The organism is Staphylococcus sp. HMSC34G04 (assembly GCF_001838765.1).
Classification (GTDB): domain Bacteria; phylum Bacillota; class Bacilli; order Staphylococcales; family Staphylococcaceae; genus Staphylococcus; species Staphylococcus epidermidis.
The window spans coordinates 24,192-47,995 of record NZ_KV838720.1 but is presented as its reverse complement, the minus strand read 5'-3'; the positions used below and the strand labels follow the sequence as shown (position 1 = coordinate 47,995).

At 31.5% G+C, this 23,804-nt stretch carries 21 protein-coding genes; 5 read left to right on the top strand and 16 right to left on the bottom strand.

What is annotated here, in order from left to right; all coding sequences use genetic code 11:
* Nucleotides 1-243: 243 nt before the first annotated feature.
* From HMPREF3241_RS04675 to HMPREF3241_RS04650, 6 genes are all read right to left on the bottom strand, one after another.
* The gene (locus HMPREF3241_RS04675) at nt 244-1,473 is read right to left on the bottom strand and encodes a NupC/NupG family nucleoside CNT transporter (protein WP_002500000.1); all 1,230 of its coding nucleotides are present in this window, start codon (nt 1,471-1,473) and stop codon (nt 244-246) included.
* A 285-nt stretch (nt 1,474-1,758) separates the two neighbouring features.
* Nucleotides 1,759-3,486, bottom strand: coding sequence for an ABC transporter ATP-binding protein (locus HMPREF3241_RS04670; RefSeq protein ID WP_001832157.1), 1,728 nt, complete (start codon nt 3,484-3,486; stop codon nt 1,759-1,761).
* An 872-nt stretch (nt 3,487-4,358) separates the two neighbouring features.
* A complete protein-coding gene (gene tagD / locus HMPREF3241_RS04665) occupies nt 4,359-4,757 on the bottom strand; it encodes a glycerol-3-phosphate cytidylyltransferase (protein WP_001833002.1) in 399 nt (132 codons plus the stop codon).
* Between the two features lie 134 nt (nt 4,758-4,891).
* The gene (locus tag HMPREF3241_RS04660; RefSeq protein ID WP_002499999.1) at nt 4,892-5,956 is read right to left on the bottom strand and encodes a glycosyltransferase family 2 protein; all 1,065 of its coding nucleotides are present in this window, start codon (nt 5,954-5,956) and stop codon (nt 4,892-4,894) included.
* The gene (gene tarB / locus HMPREF3241_RS04655; RefSeq protein ID WP_002445835.1) at nt 5,956-7,047 is read right to left on the bottom strand and encodes a teichoic acid glycerol-phosphate primase TarB; all 1,092 of its coding nucleotides are present in this window, start codon (nt 7,045-7,047) and stop codon (nt 5,956-5,958) included. Before tarB ends, HMPREF3241_RS04660 begins: the two co-directional genes overlap by 1 nt.
* 323 nt (nt 7,048-7,370) lie before the next feature.
* Nucleotides 7,371-8,183, bottom strand: a complete 813-nt coding sequence (locus HMPREF3241_RS04650) for an ABC transporter permease (RefSeq protein WP_002445834.1) — start codon at nt 8,181-8,183, stop codon at nt 7,371-7,373.
* A gap of 330 nt (nt 8,184-8,513) precedes the next feature.
* Between HMPREF3241_RS04650 and tagH the strand changes: the two genes are divergently transcribed.
* Entirely contained in the window at nt 8,514-9,308 is a 795-nt protein-coding gene (gene tagH / locus HMPREF3241_RS04645) for a teichoic acids export ABC transporter ATP-binding subunit TagH (protein WP_001832071.1), read from the top strand.
* 77 nt (nt 9,309-9,385) lie between these two features.
* On the opposite strand, the gene tarA is transcribed toward tagH, so the two are convergent.
* Nucleotides 9,386-10,144: an N-acetylglucosaminyldiphosphoundecaprenol N-acetyl-beta-D-mannosaminyltransferase TarA gene (tarA, locus tag HMPREF3241_RS04640; RefSeq protein ID WP_002496387.1), complete on the bottom strand. Its 759-nt coding sequence runs from the start codon at nt 10,142-10,144 to the stop codon at nt 9,386-9,388.
* A gap of 173 nt (nt 10,145-10,317) precedes the next feature.
* On the opposite strand from tarA, the gene HMPREF3241_RS04635 reads away from it, so the two are divergent.
* Complete coding sequence (locus tag HMPREF3241_RS04635) at nt 10,318-11,064, top strand: M50 family metallopeptidase (RefSeq protein WP_002445832.1); 747 nt, start codon at nt 10,318-10,320, stop codon at nt 11,062-11,064.
* 163 nt (nt 11,065-11,227) lie between these two features.
* Here the strand turns inward: HMPREF3241_RS04635 and HMPREF3241_RS04630 are convergent, their stop codons facing one another.
* Nucleotides 11,228-11,872 carry a metal-dependent transcriptional regulator gene (locus HMPREF3241_RS04630; RefSeq protein WP_002445831.1) on the bottom strand — a complete coding sequence of 215 codons (645 nt, stop codon included), beginning with the start codon at nt 11,870-11,872 and terminating at the stop codon, nt 11,228-11,230.
* Nucleotides 11,873-11,991: 119 nt separating this feature from the next.
* Between HMPREF3241_RS04630 and HMPREF3241_RS04625 the strand changes: the two genes are divergently transcribed.
* Genes HMPREF3241_RS04625 through mntC form a run of 3 tightly spaced genes read left to right on the top strand, consistent with a single transcriptional unit; the run spans nt 11,992 to nt 14,501 of the window.
* The gene (locus HMPREF3241_RS04625; RefSeq protein ID WP_002445830.1) at nt 11,992-12,738 is read left to right on the top strand and encodes a metal ABC transporter ATP-binding protein; all 747 of its coding nucleotides are present in this window, start codon (nt 11,992-11,994) and stop codon (nt 12,736-12,738) included.
* Nucleotides 12,739-13,575, top strand: a complete 837-nt coding sequence (locus HMPREF3241_RS04620; RefSeq protein WP_002445829.1) for a metal ABC transporter permease — start codon at nt 12,739-12,741, stop codon at nt 13,573-13,575.
* On the top strand, nt 13,572-14,501 hold the full coding sequence (gene mntC, locus HMPREF3241_RS04615; RefSeq protein WP_002445828.1) for a manganese ABC transporter substrate-binding lipoprotein MntC: 930 nt from the start codon (nt 13,572-13,574) through the stop codon (nt 14,499-14,501). Before HMPREF3241_RS04620 ends, mntC begins: the two co-directional genes overlap by 4 nt.
* A gap of 734 nt (nt 14,502-15,235) precedes the next feature.
* Here mntC and HMPREF3241_RS04610 read toward each other — a convergent pair.
* The 8 genes from HMPREF3241_RS04610 to HMPREF3241_RS04575 all read right to left on the bottom strand — a co-directional run bounded on the left by HMPREF3241_RS04610 (nt 15,236) and on the right by HMPREF3241_RS04575 (nt 23,579).
* On the bottom strand, nt 15,236-17,275 hold the full coding sequence (locus HMPREF3241_RS04610) for a cation:proton antiporter (protein ID WP_002445827.1): 2,040 nt from the start codon (nt 17,273-17,275) through the stop codon (nt 15,236-15,238).
* 439 nt (nt 17,276-17,714) lie between these two features.
* A complete protein-coding gene (gene mnhG2 / locus HMPREF3241_RS04605) occupies nt 17,715-18,179 on the bottom strand; it encodes a Na+/H+ antiporter Mnh2 subunit G (RefSeq protein WP_002445826.1) in 465 nt (154 codons plus the stop codon).
* Nucleotides 18,154-18,456: a Na+/H+ antiporter Mnh2 subunit F gene (gene mnhF2 / locus HMPREF3241_RS04600; RefSeq protein WP_001832031.1), complete on the bottom strand. Its 303-nt coding sequence runs from the start codon at nt 18,454-18,456 to the stop codon at nt 18,154-18,156. The genes mnhG2 and mnhF2 overlap by 26 nt, the downstream gene beginning before the upstream one ends.
* Nucleotides 18,453-18,935 carry a Na+/H+ antiporter Mnh2 subunit E gene (gene mnhE2, locus HMPREF3241_RS04595; protein ID WP_002445825.1) on the bottom strand — a complete coding sequence of 161 codons (483 nt, stop codon included), beginning with the start codon at nt 18,933-18,935 and terminating at the stop codon, nt 18,453-18,455. The genes mnhF2 and mnhE2 overlap by 4 nt, the downstream gene beginning before the upstream one ends.
* Entirely contained in the window at nt 18,932-20,434 is a 1,503-nt protein-coding gene (mnhD2, locus tag HMPREF3241_RS04590) for a Na+/H+ antiporter Mnh2 subunit D (RefSeq protein ID WP_079994826.1), read from the bottom strand. The genes mnhE2 and mnhD2 overlap by 4 nt, the downstream gene beginning before the upstream one ends.
* Nucleotides 20,424-20,768, bottom strand: a complete 345-nt coding sequence (gene mnhC2, locus HMPREF3241_RS04585) for a Na+/H+ antiporter Mnh2 subunit C (protein WP_001832057.1) — start codon at nt 20,766-20,768, stop codon at nt 20,424-20,426. Before mnhC2 ends, mnhD2 begins: the two co-directional genes overlap by 11 nt.
* Entirely contained in the window at nt 20,765-21,190 is a 426-nt protein-coding gene (mnhB2, locus tag HMPREF3241_RS04580; protein WP_002445823.1) for a Na+/H+ antiporter Mnh2 subunit B, read from the bottom strand. The genes mnhC2 and mnhB2 overlap by 4 nt, the downstream gene beginning before the upstream one ends.
* A complete protein-coding gene (locus HMPREF3241_RS04575; RefSeq protein ID WP_002445822.1) occupies nt 21,177-23,579 on the bottom strand; it encodes a DUF4040 family protein in 2,403 nt (800 codons plus the stop codon). Before HMPREF3241_RS04575 ends, mnhB2 begins: the two co-directional genes overlap by 14 nt.
* Nucleotides 23,580-23,804: the final 225 nt, after the last annotated feature.

Genomic DNA, 23,804 nt, shown 5'->3' with positions numbered 1-23,804 from the left:
ACAAATTTTGCTCGAAGTACTGTGACAGTACCTAGTCCTTACCGTTACAAGTACATTAATATTCATTTCCCATAAAAGCCAAGTATAAAAAGTGTCTCCTCACTTTTATGCTTGGTTTTTATCATTTTAGAAATTCGTAAATCAATTCGTCAGCTTTCTACAAAATTAAAAAGCACACGACTCATCTAATTACAAAATAGAATGAGTAGCGTGCCTATATAAATTAAAAATCTAAAAAGTAAATTACCAAGCAAATATTCCAACAAATGCAGCAGTAAGTAAGGATACTAAAATTCCTGCTAACAACATCATCGGTACATATTTGGAAACAAAATCAGACGTTTTCTTATCAACAATACCTTTCAATGTACCTATAATCATTCCAATAGTTGAAAAGTTTGCAAAAGAAACTAAAAATGTTGATATAACTGCTCTATGATGAGGCGTCATTGCATTGACTTGATTAGAAATTTCACCCATCACAACAAATTCGTTTGTTACAATTTTCTTCGCCATTTGTTGTGCTACTTCCCACGCTTCATTAAACGGTAAACCTAATAGTAAAGCAAATGGATACATGAAAACGCCTAAGATTTGGTCAAGACCAAAGCTACCTTTGACACCAATACCATTTGCAATAAGATGTGTGATTAAATGAATCAATCTATCAATTAAGTCAGCCAAAGCTACAAAACTAATGACAAATGCAATGATAATTAATACAAGCTTTCCAGCTGCTAAAACTGAATCTCCAAGAAATGAGAAAAATGGTTGTCTTTCAGTTTGGTGATCTCTTATGCTATACACGACATCTTCTTGTTCTTCAACTGATACAGGGTTCAAAATACAAGAAACTATAATTGCGTTAATAATATTTAGTGGAATTGCCGTCAATACAAGTTCTCCAGGTATCATTTGCACATAAGCGCCCACAATAGCTCCTGAAACTGAACTCATAGACATCATCGCAATAGTTAGTACCCGCATCTCATTCATGCGTTTAAGCTGTTCACTAGAAACAGCAAGAGCCTCAGTATTACCTAAGAACATCATTTCAACACCAAAAAATGATTCAAACTTAGGTTGGCGTGTAACTTTAGCGAGTATCCAACCAATACCGCCAATGATTTTTGGAAGTATATTAAAGTACATAAGAATGTCAAATAATGGTACAACTAATAAAATAGGGAAGAGCGCGCTTACTGCCATGTCCATCACTTTATTAGACGTGAAGCTTTTAAATGCAAATCCAGTACCCTCATGTGCGGATTCTATAACCCATGCTATACCGTTAGCTGCTCCTTTAACCCCTGTTCTTCCCCATGGAAAATATATAAAGAACCAAGCTAAAAACAAATTTAAAATAACCAAAATAAAAATAGATTTCCATTGTATATTCTTCCTATTTCTAGAGAAAATAACTCCTATACCTAGGAAAATAAATAACCCAATGATATTAACTAATAAAAACATTTGGCACCTACCTATATGTATTTTTATACTTTCATGCATTGATTATGCAATCCTGTAAGACTATCAATATGTCATTCTATGTATTTTGTTAATGGTGAACAATGATGAACAACAAAAAAATGAAAGCGTTTGTTTTACGTACTATGTTTCTATACAAACCCCAAAAGTTCTTTTAATCTTACAAAAGTTATTATACCACGTGAAAAATAGGGTTAAAATGACATTTTTACAAAACTTACATAAAAAAACACGCCCTTCCACTCATTTATTAGGGCGTGATTAATATTAATCTGATAATTTTTGAGATGTAACAAAATGTCTGTATTTATCATGACTTGCCATCAATTCATGATGTGTTCCTTTACCGGTAACTTCACCTTTATCAATAAATACAATTTGACCAGCTTTTTTTATAGTCGAAAGTCGATGAGCAATAACTACAGTAGTTCTGCCTTCCATAAGGGTTTCAAGTGCTTCTTGAATTTTTAATTCACTTTCGCTATCTAGGTTCGCTGTCGCCTCGTCTAATAACAAAATATCAGGATTTTTAACAAAACTTCTAGCGATATCTATTCTTTGTCGTTGACCACCTGATAATTTGAGTCCACGCTCACCAACCATCGTGTCGTAACCTTCGTCAAACTGCATAATAAAATCATGACAATTAGCAAGCTTAGCATACTCTATTAACTCTTCATCATCAACTTTTCTATTAATACCATATAAAATATTATCTCTTATCGTTCCACTCATCATCGAATTAGATTGCATAACATAACCAATTTTTGTACGCCACTTTGAAAGTGGAATATCAAAAATACTTTGATTACCGTATTTAATATCTCCACGTTCAATATCATACATGCGCTCAATTAAATTAAAAATCGTACTTTTACCTGAACCAGAAGGTCCTACAAACGCGCTCACTTCACCTTGTGGAATACTAAATGACACATCTTCCAAAATCTTTTTAACGTCATATTTAAAATCCACGTGTTCAAATACTAATTCGCCGTCGATGATCGTAACGTCTTTAGATTCTGACAAAGCTTCAGTAGGTTCAATAGGCTCTTGCATAATTTCATATATACGACTGCTCGCACCCACAGCTTTTTTATAATCCGTAACTAGTGTCGATAAGTTAATCAGTGGCATAGATAACTGGATTACATAAAATATCATAGCAATAAGAGTTCCGGGAGTAATTGCTCCAGTACCTATTTCTAATGCACCGAAACCTAAAATAATCGCAATAGTTAATAGCATAACAACACCAGAAATGGGCTGCACGACTGCTGATATTTTAGCTTGCTTTAATCCTAATCTATATATTTTTTTAAGATTTGTATGCGCATTATCTAACTCTAAACGCTCAGTATTAGATACTTTAACTAAACGCATTTCGGTAAGCACTCTACCTAATAATCCACTGAAGTTCGCAATTTCAGATTGCGTATTGGTAGATATTTTTTGCATCACACGTCCGAGAGGAACGATGATTAAAATAAATACAGGAATAGTAATAAATGTTAATAAAGTTAATTTCCAATCCATGATAAATAGCATGACTAATGAACCTATTAAAGTTAAAACAGAAGGCAATAAATTAGGTAGCTTTTGTGAAATAAATTCATTAATCACTTTTGTATCATCTGTTAGACGACTCATTAATTGGCCACTTTCATTTTTATCAAAGAACGGCATTTTTAATTGAATAATATGTTCCCACAATAATGAACGAATCGCATAAATAATCTTTTCACCAATTTTACTTAACAAATATAGGCCTATACCGCTAAGTAATGCATTAACTAAGAAAATCGAGCCAAATATAGCTATCATTCCCCAATTAATGCTACTGACGGAAAATTTATCAACTAAACGTCCAGTGAATAATGGTACTAATAAACCACTTAAACTTCCCAACGAAGTAATGATAACCGCTGCAATGATTAACCCATATGGCCATGAGAGTCTTTTAAATAAGAAAAACAAAGGGTTTTGTTCTTTCATAGTTATACCTCGTCTTTATATTCATATTTGATCTTGCTTAATCTTGTAAAATTTCACTTCATCCCAATTCACAAAATATATAACGATTGCTTATTTATAAGTCTTTTAAGCAAATTTATATGATACCCAAAATGTTGCAAACTATGTAATTTTAACATTCAACTTCTCATGTACGTAACTATGTTCTTCGTAGTTGATATTATAACATTTTTTATCAGAACACACGCAAAAGATCGTTTAATAGTACAAAAAATTGCACGTCATCTTATTTTTATTTTCTGTCACCGTTCTGTGTTGAAAAGTACTAACGAAATATTTACTATGGTTCAATATTTCTACGAATAATCGATTTTATCCGAATCAGCTACACATAAAATCTAAAAATATTAAAATAAATGTGATGAAATTTAACATATTTAAAAATGATAATACGTGATACCAATATGAGGATTCAATTTATCAAACTCACTATCATGTATATGTTTTATGACTTTATTGATACAAAATTAACTAATGCACTTACATCCACACACATTCGAGAAAGATGAGGTTGATATATTATCAATATAGAAAAAAGTAGCAAGATATTTTCTCATTAAATAATATCTTACTACTGTTCTCATAGATTTATGTCTTCAACTTTATTAAATAATATATATGCATCTCGAATTACAGAATGTTTGATTTTAAATATAAAACCTGAGACATCTATCATTATCTCAGGTTTCATTTACATATTAGCAATCGATGACTAGATAAAAATAAGTTTATATCAACCTTTTCCAACTCTAGTTCACATTAATTTAAAGAACAATTCTTTCTTATCTCTCTTTTCGAGATTAAATGTTCAATAGTGTCATAAATACTCTTAGTTATTTTGTATCTTTTCCGTATAATTCTTGCTTGATTTTGGTAGTTGAGATGCCTTCTGTGCGGTTAAGATAAATGACTTCACACTTATCTTTAAGGAAATCAAATTCCCCTTCCCAATCATGACCCATCACAAAAACATCAACATCAAAACGATCAACATCTTTTTCTTTCTGTCCCCATCCTTCTTCAGGGATAACTAAGTCTACGTATCTAATAGACTCTAACATCATCTTACGTTGTTCATAATCGTAATATGATTTTTTGTTTTTGATTTGGTTGAATTCATCAGTAGAAAGCGCAACGATAAGATAATCCCCCATCTCACGAGCTCTTCTAAGTAATTCAATATGACCATAATGAAGCAAGTCATATGTACCATAAGTAATGACTCTTTTCATGATACGAAATTCTCCTTAACTAAAAATTTAATAAAAATTTATAATCTTAATGTATCATAAATATTTTGAGCATGCCATTAATACTATATTAGATACTAAACATAAATAAATTTAAAACTTACTTCAAAGAAAAGTTATTTTTTAAAAATTCTTTTTAGTGATTCTTTACCAGAAAATGATAACTTTTTAGGTATAACTTGAAGTTTAAAACGAATTAAGCCTGGTCTGCCAATTCCAACCTCACTAAGTGCCTTTTTCCATTGTAAGTATAAAGGCTTTGTCCAATGCGTTGCACTCTGTTCAACAGCTCTAACAATTCGAAACATAGCCTCTCCCGAGTAATGTGTATGCTGCATAGCTTTCATATAAGCTATAACACTTTCAAGCAAAGATTGCGTCATTTTGTTATTTTTCTTTAAATGCGCCTGTATTAAGTAACTTACTATGAGGTTATCCATTCGATAACTATAGTAGATTTTTTCATCTAATAATAATAGTAATTCCATCACGCGTTGACGAACTTTTAACGCATCACTCATATAAGGTAAAAATGTATCAGCACGTTGCGCTGTTACTGATCCTTCTCTCTCATTATAGCCATATACAATGTTAGGTATAAGTTGAATATCTCGCGCTTTAGAGAACGCTTTGACAATAAAGGTATGTTCTTCACAGAAAACGACATCTTCATCAAAACGTAATCCGGCATACTTCGTGCTAAATAATTTTGCTCCAGGTCCTATCGATTGTAAAATATCCGGTTTACGATCAAGTGTGACAATCGCATCTTTCACCATAGATTGATGGGTCGAAATGACTTGCCATTCGCCGTTAACTTCTCTGGCCATTTGACCGATAACAATATCGGTTTCTTTGTTTTTCTTAAAAGCATCCACCATTAAATCAATCCTACTAGGTAAAAACTCATCATCTGCGTCTAAAAATAAAAATGCATCAACATCTTCAGACATAGCTTCTAAGCCAACATTTCTACTTCGAGCTGCTCCTTGATTACTCTGATGAGTGACTTTGATGTGAGGATGTTTTTGTTGTAGTTCTGTTAGTACATGTTGTGTTTGATCAGTTGAACCATCATTGATACAAATAATCTCATAAGGCACACTAGTATCAACTGAGAGTATGGCCCGTTTAATCGTTTCTTCAGCGTTATACACTGGAATAATTATTGCTAATTTCATTATTTCACCAACTTATTAATAAAATGGACTAACTGGTTAAGACTATCTTTTGAATTATATTGATGCCAATCATTAAATAAAGATTGAAATTGCTCATCGTTATCATGTATCGCTTGTATAATTGACTCTTCATTACTCATTTTATACCGTTCAGGAATTGCATAATAAAATTCATTCAATCCTCTTACTTTTTCATATTGTTGTTCATCATAATTATAAATAAGTGTCGGTTTATTAAGTGCACTTGCTTCAATAGGTAATGAGCTATAATCACTTATAATAATATCCGCCATAATTAACAATGAGGTGACATCGATTGAATGAGCAGTTTGACAATCAACAGTCGAAGGATGCAAATGACTCAATAACGTATAATTCGGCAAGTGCCGTTCAAAGTTTTCTTTATCAATAGTACGTTGTGCTACTTGACCTTCTCTATAGGTCGGAACATATACTGCGAGTTTATTTGTAATATGATATTTCTTTTTTAATCGTTGTTGTTCTAACTTAAGATTACTTCTAAAGTATTGGGTCAGTCTTGGAAGTCCAAACTTTAACATTTGCGATGGTGATGCATCAAACGATTGTATAAAACATTGAGCCATTTTCTCCCCACCTATCAAATAATAATCGGTAGCATCATAAACTTTTTTGTATTGTCTTACCATAGCCTTGTTTTTTAAATCAACTTGATGATCAGTTAAACCAAAATTTTTTAGAGCACCGGCAGCATGCCATGTTTGAATAACAGTTTGCCCTTTTTTCTTCTGATAGCCACCCATCATTAAATAATACGTATCTAAAATAATAACCTTTGCTTTACTTAATACTTTCATATGTTTCATAATATATTTATTTCCGGCGGGTATAAAATATGCATGATTAATGTTATTAATATCTTTCTGGTATATTTTTTTACCAATAACCGTTACATGGTATCCTTCACTACATAAGGCCTCTATAATAGGCAAAACATCTTGCTTAAAGGTCATCATTATCACAATGTGCTTCGAATTAACATTAAACGGTTTAAAAATCATATTTAAAAGCACAATAGCTAAGATATAAATCTTTTTAATTATCAATCTCATTTTTTCACCATCTTTAAATTTCCAATCATTATATCAAATTATAAACGATACTTACTTTCAAAGAAAATAAAAGCAAATAATTTTTAATTTACTCAAAAATTCTACTAAAAGTCTCGATATTATTAAAAAAGTAGGACTACGAATTCATCTTGAATCCATTGTCCTACCTCATAATGTCAATATGGCATATATTAAATTTGAACTATTTCTAACAACCAGTTATTTAAAAATTTCTTTTTATAAAAAACTAAATCTTTAATAATAAGCTAAATATTAATTCATTTTATGGTAAACCGTTAATAGAACTCTCTTGATTGACACTTTTACAAGAAGTCCGCAAAGTGATCTCTATAGCGTCTATGTAAAATAGAACCTACTATAAAGAATAAGAGAATGATAATAACGTTATATAGCATTAACTTCCAATGATCTATGAAATACCATTGATGGAACAATATTGCTGCTCGGTATGATTCTGCGATAAAATATACTGGATTAAATAACATAATTTGATGAATCAAACCACTTACGCCATGATTTTTTGGCACCCATAAAATCGGAGACATATAAAACAATATTCTCATTAATGCTTGCATAATCATCTGCGTATCTCTAATTAAAATCCCCAAAGTTGATGTTAAAAGTGCCACCGACGATGTTAGTAAATATGCAAAAGGTACATATATAAGTAATTGTACAATGTGAATTGAAGGGATAATTCCATTGCACATACAAGCTATTATAATAATTGCTAATAATCCTAAATGACCATAGAACCTACTTGTTACAATATAAGTAGGAATGATTGAAAGTGGGAAATTCATCTTTGCCACTTGATTGAATTTCTGAGAGATTGATTTAGTCCCTTCTAACACACCTTGATTAATAAAGAACCACATACTTATACCAACTAACAACCAAAATACAAACGGAATGCCATGTATTGGTGCATTGCTTCTAATTCCTAAACCAAAAACAAGCCAGTACACCATGATTTGTAAAGCAGGGTTCAATACTTCCCATGCAATACCCAGATAGTTATTATGATTGGTAATTTTAATTTGGAATTGTGCTAGTCTTTGAATTAAATAGAAGTTTTTGATATGTTCTTTTAAAACCGTTCCAACTGCGAACATTAAACTTAACCACGCTTTCTCCTATAATAGATTATCTATCTATTGTAAATCATTAATAGTTTCTCTTTAATTTGATTCATTGAGTCCATTCTTAAATAATAACATTTAACTGTTTATCATAAGCTCATTATATTATACAATCAATTCAGTTAAAAATTGTTAGAAATTTCGTGTAAGATTGAATTTTAGAAAATGAACCACTTTCTTAACTCACTGTGTTAAATTTATTTTCAATAAAATCTTCTATTCACTTTACACTAGGTTAATAAATTTAACAACTGATGTGTTGTATATTATAATCTATATAAATGTTTATAAGGATGGTACAAAATGAGCGTTTCGGTAAATATTGAAAATTTGACAAAAGAATACCGTATCTATAGAAATAATAAAGATAGAATTAAAGATGCATTAATACCTAAAAACAAAAATAAAACATTTTACGCTCTGGATAACGTAAGTTTAACAGCGCATGAGGGAGATGTGATAGGCTTAGTCGGCATCAACGGTTCAGGTAAGTCTACTTTAAGTAATATGATTGGTGGCTCAATTTCACCAAGTTCCGGTGAAATAACAAGACATGGTGATGTGAGTGTCATCGCTATTAATGCAGGTTTAAACGGACAATTGACAGGTGTAGAAAATATTGAATTTAAAATGCTCTGCATGGGCTTTAAAAGGAAAGAAATTAAAAAATTAATGCCGGAAATTATAGAATTTAGTGAACTCGGCGAATTTATTTATCAACCTGTTAAAAAATATTCAAGTGGTATGCGTGCAAAACTTGGATTTTCAATTAATATTACTGTTAATCCTGACATATTAGTTATTGACGAAGCATTATCAGTAGGCGATCAAACATTTACTCAAAAATGTTTAGATAAAATTTATGAATTTAAAGCGGCTAAAAAAACAATATTTTTTGTTAGTCATAATATTAGACAAGTGCGCGAATTTTGTACAAAAATCGCTTGGATAGAGGGCGGTAAACTAAAAGAATTCGGCGAACTTGAAGAAGTATTACCTGATTATGAGGCATTTCTTAAAACTTTTAAGAAAAAATCTAAAGCAGAACAAAAGGAATTTAGAAATAAATTAGATGAGTCACGTTTTGTCGTAAAATAAATTTGAAGAAAGTAAAACTAAAACATTAAGGGAGTGCAATAAAATTCATCCGAATTGATTGCCTCCCTTTTTTACACTTATTTTGATTTCATTTTATATTTTTGTATTGCTACCTTTAACATAAATTTAGGAATACTTATCATTCTCCCAATGCGTTTCCAATCGATAAGTACACGGTATACCCACTCAATATTTAACTTTCTAAATATTTGAGGTGCCCTTTTCTTTGAGCCACTGAATACTTCAAACGACCCACCTACGCCCATCATTACAGTGTGTTTAAATTTGTCCTTATGCTTTTGAATCCATTGTTCTTGCTTTGGAAATCCCATTCCTACAAAAATGTAATCAGGATTAAAACTTGTTATACGCTTTATGACTGTTTCATCTTCTAGATGAATATAGCCATGATGATGTGCAAAGTGAATATTAGGATATTGAGATTGAAGCTTTTTCTCTGCTGTCTCAATAATTTCATTTTTAGATCCAAGCAGATATACACGCTGATGGCTGACATGTGCTATTTTCAAACATTCTTCAAGAAGTTCTATTCCTGGCACACGCCGTTTTAATGGCTGTTTTAATCGCTTTGAAGCTTTTACTATTCCTGTACCATCTGGAACTACATAATCAGCTTGATTAATTAAATTCCTATATTGCTCATGTTCAGTTGCATAATCCACGATTTCAGGATTAGCAGTCACTATAAATAAATTATCATCTGTATTACTAGATATGAACTGTTTAATATTTTCTACCATTTCCAACATTGTAGTATTATCAAAATTTACACCTAATATGTTAATTTTATTTTTTATTCTTTGGTTTTGATACATATCCAATCCCCACTTTACAACACGTTTAAAATGCATGAATATTTTAACACATGAAAATTTAAACAAAAAATATTTTCTAATCATTTACATCTAAAGTCTAAAGGATATCCATAGTCTTTTCATATATAATTAAATAAAGATGATTTTAACTTTTAAAAATACGAGGTCCACTTATGATTCATATACAAAATTTTATTACTACAACTATCCAATTAAATATCTATCTTATTTTAGTTATTGGACTGCTTTACTTAATCATACACTATTATAGATATAAAGGCTTTAACGCTTTCTTAGATATTTATTTAAATTATATACCGGTACTTACACACGAATTTGGACACGTCTTATTTAACAAACTCGTTGGTGGGAAGGCCAAAGATCTTGTCATTGTGACAAGCCCTCGAGAAAGAAACGTCACTTCACAACAAGGCTATGCCATTACACAATCTAAAGGATACTTAGGTCAGTTCATTACAACTATAGGCGGTTATCTTATGCCACCATTGATGTTTTTAACTGGATTGGTATCTATTCACTATCAATATCCAAGTATATTTATCACTATATATTTACTTATTTTTATATATTATTTCTTTATTACTTCCCGTAAACTATCACCTTTGATTGTCATTATACTCATCTCAAGTTTACTCTATTTAGTATTTAGGCAAGACCATCAATGGTTCATTTATGACATCGTCACATTAAGTTACCATTTTATTTTAGGCGTACTTTTAGGTGAAATATTACAATCATCATGGACGATTTTTCGTCTTACCTTTCAACGACCTAAACCTTCTTGGGATGGCAGTGCTTTAACGGAGATTACTCGAGTACCCACCTTTATCTTTAGTTTGGTATGGATATTATTCAATTTCTATACTGTGTATTTATTAATCAAATACACAATACTATAAATACGATACATAAATTTCATCATTCTATACATTGAATTGGTAATCACATTCTAACAACGAGGCAATGACTTAAAACGCTTATTACAAACACATTTAAATTTTTTCACGAAATTCCAATACCTTAAAAATGCCTAGGAAATTAATCCTAGGCTCTTTTTATCGTTTATTTTTCTGCAAAAATATTCATCGCATTTTCATAGCTTAAAATTGTTACAATATCATTCCTCTTAAGAATAATAACCTTATTGGTATCATCTTTGGATACAACTTCAACTGTATTTCCAATATAAATATCCTTACTTGATAAGTAAACTAACAACTCTGTCTTATCACGAACTCGTCGTACAGTAACACATTCTCCAGGTTCAAAATTGAGAATTGACGTAGTAAAAATTTCTTTATATTGATCACCTCTAGGAATGACGCCTCCATGAGGGCACGTTTTCGGAAAGTTTAAAATCTTATCTAAACGTTCTACAAATAAATCTGATATCCGATGTTCAAGTATTTCAGCTTCTTGATGAACTTCTTCCCAATTATATTGTAAAATTTCTATTAAAAATAATTCTAGTAATCGATGTCGCTTAATGATGTCTAACGTTTGCTTTAATCCTTCTTCAGTTAAACGGGCACCTTTATAGTGTTTTGTTTCAACATAGCCTTCCTTTTCTAAACGACCCACCATTTCACTTACTGATGGTGGTTTGATATTTAAAAATTGCGATAGTTTTTTATTTGATACAAAGGACACGTCGCCATCATTAGTCAAAATTGCTTTCAAATAATCCTCTTTTTCTTCAGTTAACATCGTTTCACCTCACACATTCACTTTATTGTACCATGAATTAACTTGACATGTTAAAACTTCAGGGTATATTATAAAATAAATTAGGTTAACCTAAACTTTTTATTAGGAGGTTTTAATTATTGCTCGAAGTGAATCATTTGAATTTATTTTTGGGAAAAAAGCACATTCTTAAAGATATTACATTCTCATTACCTATAAATGGTGAAATCATTGGTATTGTAGGACCTAATGGTGCCGGTAAATCATCTCTTCTCAAAGCATTTATTGGAGAATTTAAAGCGACTGGTAAACATACATTATATGATCACCCTATACATACACAGCTTAGATATATTACATATATCCCACAAAAAGCACATATTGATTTAGATTTTCCTATAAAAGTGGATCAAGTGATACTATCAGGATGTTATGAAGACATTGGATGGTTTAAAAAAGCAAGTGTAGTTGAAAAAACGAAACTTAACCAATTACTGAATGATTTAGAACTCGACCATATACGCCATCGGCAAATTGCAGAATTAAGTGGTGGACAATTACAACGTGTTCTTGTTGCAAGAGCACTTATGAGTAATAGTGATATTTATTGTTTAGACGAACCTTTTGTTGGCATCGACATTTACAGCGAACAACTGATTATGAAGAAAATTAAACATTTAAGACATATGGGTAAATTGATTTTAATTGTTCATCATGATTTATCAAAAGCAGATCAATATTTTGATCGCATTTTATTATTAAATCAATCGTTGCAATTTTTGGGGCCAACAAAAGAAGCCCTATCATCTAAACGATTAAATGCAACTTTCATTAATTACAAAGATGATTCGCTTTTAACACTATCCTCACAAGGGAGTACGAATTAGATGTTAGATTTCTTTAACCATTTACTTAGTTATCAATTTTTAAACCGTGCATTAATCACATCTATTTTAGTTGGGATTGTATGTGGGACGATGGGTAGCATTATTGTTTTACGCGGTCTTTCTTTAATGGGTGATGCCATGAGTCATGCTGTTTTACCAGGTGTTGCTTTATCTTTCTTATTTAATATTCCAATGTTTATCGGGGCACTTGTAACAGGAATGCTTGCAAGTTTGTTTATTGGTTTTATTACTTCAAACAGTAAAACAAAACCAGATGCTGCAATAGGAATTAGTTTCACTGCATTCCTAGCATCTGGCGTCATAATTATTAGTTTAATCAATAGTACAACAGATTTATATCACATTTTATTTGGTAATTTATTAGCAATTACGCATCAATCATTTTGGACAACAATTGTCATTACTGTATTAGTTATTTTACTTATTATTATCTTTTATAGACCTTTAATGATTTCAACATTTGATTCAACTTTTAGTCGTATGAGCGGTCTGAACACAACAATAATTCACTACTTTGTCATGTTATTACTCGCACTTGTGACTGTTGCGAGCATACAAACAGTTGGAATCATCCTTGTAGTTGCTTTACTAATTACTCCAGCATCTACAGCTTTTTTAATCAGTAAACAACTTTATACCATGATGGTAATTGCAAGCATAATCAGCGTGATAAGTTCGATTATCGGTCTATATTTTAGTTATATATATAATATTCCAAGTGGAGCAACTATTGTAATCTGTACCTTTATGATTTATATTGTAACGCTATCAATCACTAGAATTAAAAATAAACAAAAAAGGAGCGCTTTAACGTGAAAAAAATTCTCGCTTTAGTAATAGCATTTTTAATTATCCTTGCCGCGTGTGGGAATCAAAGTAACCATGAACATCACTCACATGAAGGAAAATTAAAAGTTGTAACTACAAACTCTATTCTCTATGACATGGTTAAACGTGTCGGTGGAAATAAGGTCGATGTTCATAGCATCGTTCCAGTAGGACAAGACCCACATGAATATGAGGTTAAGCCTAAAGATATTAAAGCATTAACAGATGCTGACGTTGTATTTTATAATGGTTTAAACCTAGAAACTGGAAATGGTTGGTTTGAAAAAGCACTTGACCAAGCAGGAAAATCAACAAAAGATAAAAGTGTGATAGCAGCATCAAATAATGTTAAACCAATATACTTAAATGGTGAGGAAGGTAACAAAAACAAACAAGATCCTCATGCATGGTTAAGTTTAGATAATGGAATTAAATACGTAAAAACAATACAAAAATCACTAGAACATCATGATAAAAAAGATAAGTCTACATATGAAAAGCAAGGGAATGCATATATATCAAAATTAGAAGAACTTAATAAAGATAGTAAAAATAAATTTGATGACATACCCCAAAATCAACGTGCCATGATGACAAGTGAAGGTGCATTTAAATATTTTGCTCAACAATTCGATGTTAAACCAGGTTATATTTGGGAGATAAACACAGAAAAACAAGGTACACCTGGTCAAATGAAACAAGCTATTAAATTTGTTAAAGATCATCATTTAAAACATTTATTAGTTGAAACGAGCGTAGATAAAAAAGCTATGCAAAGTTTATCAGAAGAAACTAAGAAAGATATTTATGGTGAAGTATTTACCGACTCTATAGGTAAGAAAGGTACTAAAGGGGATTCATACTATAAAATGATGAAATCTAATATTGATACAATACATGGTAGTATGAAATAACATGGTAAAAATAGCCCTAAATGATATGTTAATAAGACCGGATTCGTTTTGAATTCAGTCGCTAATGGCAACGAAGACTATAGTTGAAACAACTTATTTCAAGCCAACTTTCAACTCAGTCATCGTCTGCCATTATATTTAAACATTTTGAGCAGAGGATTACTTCTTTATACTCATCATACTATATAACTAGTAGTCCCATATCGTGTGGTTTTATATTACCCTCCTATAATATAAACAACATCTTTTACACACGATATGGTGGTATTAGTTAGCTGTACATTATCATAAATAAACTGAAGCCCCACCCTCTCCGTAAATGGTGCTTTAAATAATGATGATGTACCAATACATTACTTCATATTTTTGAGCGATAAGTATGAATAATGTATATACAATGAATATCTAATTACTTGTGTCATTAATTGTAATTAATATTTATAAGTTCTATTCAATTTTTGAATAGTTACTAAAGCCACAAATAATCACTCAGTTATCTCCGTGGTATCCATTATCCTCCCCATGGAGACGTTAGTTGCACTAATCAATTGATATTAGTGCAACTTTTTCATTTTAAATAAAATTTCAAACTACATGAATGCGATCTATACAAATATGTTTAACCGAACAATATATTCTAAGCAACCATATCATTTAAAATGATAAAAGCTTCCAAATCAACTTTAGTTTAAGAAGTCATTTGGAAGCTTTGCTTATATATTATTTTTTATTCATTATGTCATACTATCTACAATAACCATTTCATCATAATTAATGGATTCTCTTAATTTTAATGCAGTACCTTCTGTTATCTCATCATTTTCAATTAGTTCTCTTAGAATACGACGTTGTTCTCTTAAAGCATTTAATTTAATTTTGGTAAGTGTATCTTCATGTCTGGAATTAAAGAAGTTGTTCGGTGTTAAGTTATCTATTCTCATCAGATATCCATCGCAAATCATACCTACTTCTAGTTTATTATCAGTAGTAGCTTCTTTGGCTAAACGACTTACGACGTTATAATGAACAAGCTTATTGATTTTACCCAATTCTAATAAGTTATCAGTAACACTAAGAGATGATGCTGAATTAATTTTTGTTTTTACACGACGTTTCAATAGCATTCCTCTTAAACCAACAATAATACGTCTTAATAACGAAGCTTGTTTATACACTTCTGTTCGTTCAGCATAACGCATATAGTTTTCAAGAACACTCTCAGTAATTTCGCCATCATCAACCAATTTCTCTAGCGTTTTTGTTTCTACGTTAAATGCAATCTTTTGAAGTCGTTCTAGTTCTTTGGAGTTTTCATCTTCCTTTTCAACCGTTTTTAAAAATGTGAGTTTATCGTGGTAATCTTTAATGACGTTTCCATAACGGTAACTCGTTTCAAACGTCGATTTTTGATTTAGATAATCGATAACATGTTCTAAAATGTAGATTCTCGCCTCTTTAAATGACATATTACCTATCTTCACTTTAGGGCTATCAGGCGTTACTAAAGGAAGAATGACTTGTGCAATAATTAAACTTAATATTACCATTCCGGAAGCAATAAATAATAAATCATTTCGATAAGCAAATGTTTCATGATTTGCTAATAAATATGGCAAGGTTAAGGCGATTGCGAGTGAAATTGTTCCATGCACACCACATAGAGTCATGATTAGTGCATATAAGCTACGCTTAGGTTTACTCTCAGTAACTTTATCTTCATCATTTTTAGAAATCATTTTTTGGAATGGACTGACAGATAAATAGAAATAAGGATAAAGTACATATACCCACACAAATCTAAAGAGATACACCGCAAGAGCGACTAGCAATGTGATGACGATTAAGAATAATAAATTATGCGGTTCAGTTTTAATAATTTTCACTATTACCTCTGGTACTAAAAAACCTAAAATTGAAAACACAAAACCATTTAAAACGTAGCCTAAAATACTCCATGTGTGATTATAGCTCATCTGAAGTTGTGTTCTCGTTTGAGCTATACGGTCACGTTCAAATCCATGCACGAGTCCCGCAACTACTGCTGCAATAATCCCTGATGCATGGAATAATTCAGCAATCAAATAAGTGACAAACGGCGTCAGCAATTGTATAAATGTAAACATGTTAATGTTCTCAATGCCACGTCTCATTAATGTTAAACGAAATCTAACTAAAGCCATACCTATAAGTAGGCCGACAATAGCACCTCCGATAGAGGCAATCAAAAATTGTTGAATCGCATCAAAAATGGAAAAAGTTCCAGTAATCAATACACCAACGGCAATTTTAAATGAAATGATACCTGCAGCATCATTAAGTAAAGATTCACCTTCAAGAATGGTCATTGAACCTTTTGGTAAAACCTTACCATTCGTGATTGCTTGTACAGCAACAGCGTCTGTAGGACAAAGGATAGCTGCAATTGCGAAAGCAGCACCTATAGGTAATTCAGGCCAAATCCAATGAATAAACAGTCCTACGCCTATAACAGTAGTTATAACAAGACCTAGAGCCATCATCATAACAGGTTTGATATACTTCCTTAAATGTACTCTTGAAACATTAACACCCTCAACGAATAGTAATGGTGCGATCAATGTAACCATAAATAATTCAGAATCAAAATTGAATTCAACTGGAATGGGAGTGAGGTATAAAATCATCCCAAGAAAAATTTGGATAAATGCAAGAGGTACTTTAGGTATGAAAGTATGTACAAAGGAGCTCACAATAACTAGTGCGACAAATATGAGTAGAGTTTCAAATATCTCCACACTTTCACCTCTTTATTAATTTTTAATTGCAAACTTAGTCATCAAAACAATAAAAAGTTGCGAGGTTATCTACTGCAACACTGAAGAAGTGAAATAATAACAATAAAGTCATTCCTATAAGGACATAACTATTAACACTCAATCATGCCACAAACATACTATTCAAAACTCAATCATTTTCTTTATCAGTGAAATCAAACATGAACATTTAAATTATAAAGCTCGCTTCTTCGAACGAGAAAATGCTTATGTGTAATTTCATTGAAAAATTAGTGACAACTGTCATTCACAATTATTCTTGATTATAATTTTATCATTTATTAACCAGATTCTTAAATAAATAGCTTTTATATCATTAATATCTTCACCTCAGATATACAAAAACTACTAGTATATAAGATATATCTTTTATATGCTAGTAGTTTAAAAGCTTAAACAATCAATCGTCTATTTTATTAATATATTCTTTTTCTTTATAGTATAATTTTTCTCGTCTTTCTTCTCGTAGTTTTGCACGTTTTTTTAATTCTTCTGGCGTATTAAACTCTTTTTGACTTAACAAGATAGTAGATTGTCTAGGTGCATCGTCTTTCCTGTACATATATGCACCATTACGGTAGGCTGCTCTACTTATCAAATGCATTCCAACCGGAGAGGTAAGATTGATAAAGACTAGTGATAATAATAATCTGACACTGAAAAAACCTGAATTCACAATAAAATAGATTAGTACACCAACTACAGTTAGTAATACTGACAATGTAGAACTTTTCGTTGAGGCGTGACTTCTTAGAAAGACATCTTGAAATTTTACAATCCCTATTGCACTAATTAATGCAATAATACTTCCTAAGAAAATAAATATCGCAGCAATGAGACTAACGATGTCTTTTATGATTTCCATTGAAGACACGTCCTTCCCCGATGAATCTTGAAATTGAGACCGAACTGACAAACGAAATAATTGCAATTAACATGATTGAGTCTAAATAAGATACCGAATTAAAAATAACGCTCATCACGCCAACAATAGACATAACAACAGCACTTGAGGCATCAAATGATACAACTCTATCAGCAGTAGTGGGACCTTTAATTAATCTGACTAGACAAACAAGTAGTGCCATACCAAAAATCACCAATGCACTTATAATAAATATTTGAGTGAACATTTCAATCATCGTGTCACCTCCAAAATTAAATCCTCATACTGCTTAATACTTTTTAGAAGATGTTCTTTATCCTTTTCTGACACATCAATACTGTGAATAAAAAATTTATTAGTATTTTTAGAAATTCGAATAACTGTCGATCCTGGAGTAATAATAATTAAAATCGTTAAAAAAGTAATAGCCCAATTACTTTTTAATGAAGTTTCATATGTGAGCAAACCTGGATTAACTTCATTCGTCTTAAATAAGATGTAATTTATGGTACTTATACTAGAAGTAATAAGCTGGTATAGGTATACAGCTAAAAATTTAATAGCCACCCATATCTTTTTCAAATAAAATTCTTCACCAAAAAAGCGATGTAGAATATAAATCACAATTAAACCAATTAAAAATCCAGCAAAGAAGGTTGTAAATTTAAATTCATCTTCATCTTGAAAGAGTACCCAAAGGAACGCGATAACAATATTTAAAACAACTTGCTTCACTTACGATTAACCTCCTTCAAATGTGTATTTACATTCTTTTGAAAGACATCTTCTTTCATATTAAGATTTGTTGCATCCTCTGTTACTTTTAGAACAACAGGGGCTGCAATACCCATCGCTAATATCACAACAACTAAAACACTAAGTAAACCTTTACGATAAATAGGTAGTGGTCTAAATTGTACCTGTTCTCCATCAGCATCACCAAAATACATTATAAACATCACTCTAAAAAGACTATACATAGCTATTAAACTTGTCACAATCATAAGTGCTAAACCAATATAATTACCATTTGTAATAGCCCCTTGGAATATTAAGACTTTACCCGGAAAACCACTAAATGGAGGCACGCCACCTATAGCAAAAATTACCACGACAAATGCAACACCAAAGAATGGTTCTCTTTTTGCCAGTCCACTTAAATACTGATAATTTCGATAGCCCGACATATAAACAAGACTACCAATTACAAAAAACAATAATGTCTTAACGATAATATCATTGGCTAAGTAGAAGATAGCACCATTTACACCTGGTATAGTATGAGAACCTAAACCTAAAATAATGAATCCGATAGACAAAATAACTTGATAAGCCGCAATTTTCTTAATATCTTTGTAAGCGATGACACCAAACGCACCGATAATCATTGTGATACAAGCCATAAACACGAGCAATGTATGCGTAACGCTTGGATGATGATCGAATAGTAAGGTAAAAAAACGAATAAGTGCATAAGCCCCAACTTTTGTCATCAATGCTGCAAATAACGCCGCAAGTTCCGTATTAAGCACTGCATATGCTTTAGGTAACCACATGAAAATTACTAGTGCTGCCTTTGAACTAAAAGCAACTAAAAATACTAAAGATATTATCGTTATTGTTTGATTATTTTCCATATGATTCAATCGCATCGCTAAATGTGAGAAATTAAGTGTTCCGACTGTCTTATATAACATGCCAATTCCTAATAAAAGCAACCACGAACCTAAAATATTCAGAACAACATATACTATTGCTGCACGTAATTGCTCAACAGATTGTCCTAATGTAACAAGTACAAACGAAGCAAGAAGCATAATTTCAAACATCACGTATAGGTTAAATAAATCAGATGTTAAAAACGAACCAATAACACCCACTGTTAATAAAAGGATAAATGTAGGAAGGTGAAATCGATTGACTCGCTTCTCTCCTCTACCAAAGCCGTATGCCATTATTAGCGTAACAACAAAAGATGATACTGACACCATAAGCAAACTCAATGAATCACCTAGAAATTGAATGCCGAAAGGTGCTTTCCATCCCCCAAAATCAAGTGTTATCGGTTTATGATTAACAACATAAATAAGTAAAGCAATTGAAATAATTGTATTAACAATCATAGTTGTAATGGATAGGATTTTTGAAATTTGATTTTTATTTTTAGCGAAGACTAAAATTAAGGCACATACAAAAGGCAACAACATAGGCAATATTATTAAATTACTCATCATCTTCATCACCTTTCAATGCACTTATTTCATCCTCTTTAGTTACTCTGTAAGTTCTATATATTAACACCAATAAAAACGCAGTCATACCAAATCCAATCACAATGGCTGTTAAAACGATGGCTTGTAATAAAGGATCAACAAAGTTTTGAGCATGACCTTGAATAAGTGGTTCAGACATATGGGGGCCATATTTCCCCATACTCATAATAATTAAATTACCGGCGTGTGTATAAATAGAAATACCAATAACAATACGAATTAAATTAATAGATAAAATCATATAAGTTCCAATAAATACTAAAAATCCTATCACAAGGAGTAATATTAAATTCATGATCTACCCCCACTTATAGATAGCATAACTGTAACAATCACACCCACTACTGTTAATAAGATGCCAAGCTCAAATAAAGTCACAGTAGTTACATGAACATGTCCTAGTAATGGAAACGCTACATTTGCTTCAGTCTGATATAAAAATGGCTTTCCAAAAAACATAGGCACTGATGCAGTTGCAACAGATATGAGTGAACCTATAATCATTAATTTTTTAAAATCAATTGACAAGCTTTTCAACACTTCATTTACATCAAAGGCAAGGAACATTAAGATAAATGCCGAGCTAAAAATCAAGCCACCAATAAAGCCACCACCTGGATTATTATGTCCAGCAAAAAATACATAAAATCCAAATGTTAACAAAATAAACACTACAATTTTTGTAACTGATTTAAGTACTACATCATTCTCTTTCATCTTGTCCCCTCCTATCTTTGTAATTAAGTAACGTATAAATACCTAATCCAGCTATGATTAACACTAGTCCTTCAAACATAGTATCTAAAGCTCTGAAGTCACCAAGTATCGCATTGACAATATTTTTTCCACCTGTAAGTTCATATGCATCTTCATAAAATTTAGCAATTGAAGGCATACCATCTGCTTGTTGAGCAACAAAAATAAGTGATACCACCGTCAATGCCATAACAAGTGACACAATGATTTTGAAGGTCTCTTTTTTTAAATTTGCCTTAGCTCGAGGGATGTTAGGTAGTCTCGAAAAACTAACAATAAATAAGATTGTCGTAATCGTTTCAACAACTAACTGTGTTAAAGCTAAATCCGGAGCTTTCATTGTAATAAAATATAATGTAACTGCGAAGCCAATCATTCCATTCAATACCACCATCGTTAGTCGTTGACGAATAAAGATTAATGAAATGCCGATAATCAATGTTACAACTGATAGGATAACTTCCAACGGTCCGAAAGAACTAACATGAAGCTGATGTACATGAGGAAAACCCACAGTCAAATATCCATAAACTACAATAGCTACAAAAATAAATAATGTAATCATGATGTAATAATTCAATTTATTATTCATCAATGCACGTATACCACGAGCTGAGTATAATTCAAATTCTCTATAAATTTTCCGATAGCCATCTGTAATCGAAGCTCTTTTGATTATTTGATGCGTAACCTCTTTCCAATTCACAACTAGAGCTAAAATAAGTCCAATAATAATAACAACTATACTTAAAATTAATGGAAGATTCACACCATGCCACTGAGAAATATGTGGTACAAATGCATCAACTTCCGCACCTATCCCAGATACAGATCTGGTTGCGGGCAAAATAATAAAGTTGCCAAAAACGTTTGGAACAAAGAAGATAACTGGAATGAGTAACATTAAAATCACAGCTGGTAAACTAAATAGCCATGGTTCATGTATTTGTTTACGTTTAAACTTTTCTATATTGTATTTTCCCCAGAATGTTTCTTTTATCATGTAAAGTGCATAAGTAAAGGTCAATATACTCGCGATGACACCTATTGAAACAATCACAAATGTTAATACGAAGCCATATTGATCAAGTTCATTTGCTTTAGTTAACGAATCTAAAAACATTTCCTTACTTAAGAATCCGTTTAAAAAAGGCACACCTGCCATAGATAATGCAGCGAGCAACATGACAATATGCATTTTAGGGAAGACTTTACGCATACCATTTAGCAAACGAATATCACGTGTTCCGGACTCGTGATCAATGATACCAACGCCCATAAATAATGCACATTTAAAAACCGCATGATTCATTAAATGGAATAAGCCAGCAAATAACACTAAAATATAAAACTTAGACAATTCATCTGATGTGTGCTGAGCATAACCTCCACCTAGACCTACCATTGTCATAATCATACCTAATTGACTTATTGTAGAATAAGCGAGTATACCTTTTAAGTCGTATTGACGTAAAGCAGTTAAAGATCCAAATAACATAGTTATTAGACCAATAAATGTCACTGTATAAATATAAACATTACTAAGTCCCAATAAAGGTGTAAATCTAAATAGTAAAAAGATACCAGCCTTTACCATTGTTGCTGAATGAAGATAAGCACTTACTGGTGTAGGTGCTGCCATGGCCTTTGGTAACCAAATATGAAACGGAAATTGTGCAGATTTAGTAAAAGCACCTAATAAAAGCATCAAAATCATTGGTATAAATAATGGGTGTCGTGAAATTGCATTGCGTTGATTAAGAATATCAGTAATTGTGTTTGTTCCCGTAATGATATATAAAATGATAAATCCTGTTAATAACGCTAGCCCACCAAACACTGTAATCATGAATGATTGAATGGCGCCTAATTGACTTTCACCATTATTGTACCAATAGGATATAAGCAAGAATGAGGAAATACTTGTGAGTTCCCAAAATACATACATTAAAATGGTATTATTAGCTATTACAATGCCAATCATACTGAACATAAATAATAGTAAATAGATGAAAAATCTAGGAAGATTGTCCGTACTGTGAGATAAATATTGCGTGGCATAGAAAAATACACCCACACCTATTAGTGAAATAATTAAACCGAACATTAAACTTAAACCATCTAATCTTAAATCTAAATTAATATCAATTGAAGGCATCCATGGTAATTGAACAGCAATAAATTTATTTCGAATCACATCTGGTATTTTCATAATAAAATATGTAGATGTCACAATAGGAGCTATTAATGCAACATAGCCCGCAATCTTTCTAAGTTGACGATGACTCAGAGTGAATAAAACTATGAACATGACTAATAAATTAGTCGCCATAAGATAGACTAAACTCATTTAACCCCTCCTTTTCTTTTTTCATTTATATTAAGTGTAATCATTGGGTGACGATTTGAAACACATCGTATTTCTATAAACCTCAATATTTCTAAAGTTATCTGATATCCAAAATATAGTTAAATGATAGAAATTGATATTCCCGATTGAAAGAAATGATAATCAAATATTTTTTATTAAATTAGTTAAATCAGCAAGTTTTAATCCTTATTATAGTGCAACATG

Bases quoted from the DNA above. Each gene is read 5' to 3' on its own strand.
- HMPREF3241_RS04675 (WP_002500000.1), bottom strand. From the start codon at position 1,473: ATGTTTTTATTAGTTAATATCATTGGGTTATTTATTTTCCTAGGTATA.
- HMPREF3241_RS04670 (WP_001832157.1), bottom strand. From the start codon at position 3,486: ATGAAAGAACAAAACCCTTTGTTTTTCTTATTTAAAAGACTCTCATGG.
- tagD (WP_001833002.1), bottom strand. From the start codon at position 4,757: ATGAAAAGAGTCATTACTTATGGTACATATGACTTGCTTCATTATGGT.
- HMPREF3241_RS04660 (WP_002499999.1), bottom strand. From the start codon at position 5,956: ATGAAATTAGCAATAATTATTCCAGTGTATAACGCTGAAGAAACGATT.
- tarB (WP_002445835.1), bottom strand. From the start codon at position 7,047: ATGAGATTGATAATTAAAAAGATTTATATCTTAGCTATTGTGCTTTTA.
- HMPREF3241_RS04650 (WP_002445834.1), bottom strand. From the start codon at position 8,183: ATGTTCGCAGTTGGAACGGTTTTAAAAGAACATATCAAAAACTTCTAT.
- tagH (WP_001832071.1), top strand. From the start codon at position 8,514: ATGAGCGTTTCGGTAAATATTGAAAATTTGACAAAAGAATACCGTATC.
- tarA (WP_002496387.1), bottom strand. From the start codon at position 10,144: ATGTATCAAAACCAAAGAATAAAAAATAAAATTAACATATTAGGTGTA.
- HMPREF3241_RS04635 (WP_002445832.1), top strand. From the start codon at position 10,318: ATGATTCATATACAAAATTTTATTACTACAACTATCCAATTAAATATC.
- HMPREF3241_RS04630 (WP_002445831.1), bottom strand. From the start codon at position 11,872: ATGTTAACTGAAGAAAAAGAGGATTATTTGAAAGCAATTTTGACTAAT.
- HMPREF3241_RS04620 (WP_002445829.1), top strand. From the start codon at position 12,739: ATGTTAGATTTCTTTAACCATTTACTTAGTTATCAATTTTTAAACCGT.
- mnhG2 (WP_002445826.1), bottom strand. From the start codon at position 18,179: ATGGAAATCATAAAAGACATCGTTAGTCTCATTGCTGCGATATTTATT.
- mnhF2 (WP_001832031.1), bottom strand. From the start codon at position 18,456: ATGATTGAAATGTTCACTCAAATATTTATTATAAGTGCATTGGTGATT.
- mnhD2 (WP_079994826.1), bottom strand. From the start codon at position 20,434: ATGATGAGTAATTTAATAATATTGCCTATGTTGTTGCCTTTTGTATGT.
- mnhC2 (WP_001832057.1), bottom strand. From the start codon at position 20,768: ATGAATTTAATATTACTCCTTGTGATAGGATTTTTAGTATTTATTGGA.
- mnhB2 (WP_002445823.1), bottom strand. From the start codon at position 21,190: ATGAAAGAGAATGATGTAGTACTTAAATCAGTTACAAAAATTGTAGTG.
- HMPREF3241_RS04575 (WP_002445822.1), bottom strand. From the start codon at position 23,579: ATGAGTTTAGTCTATCTTATGGCGACTAATTTATTAGTCATGTTCATA.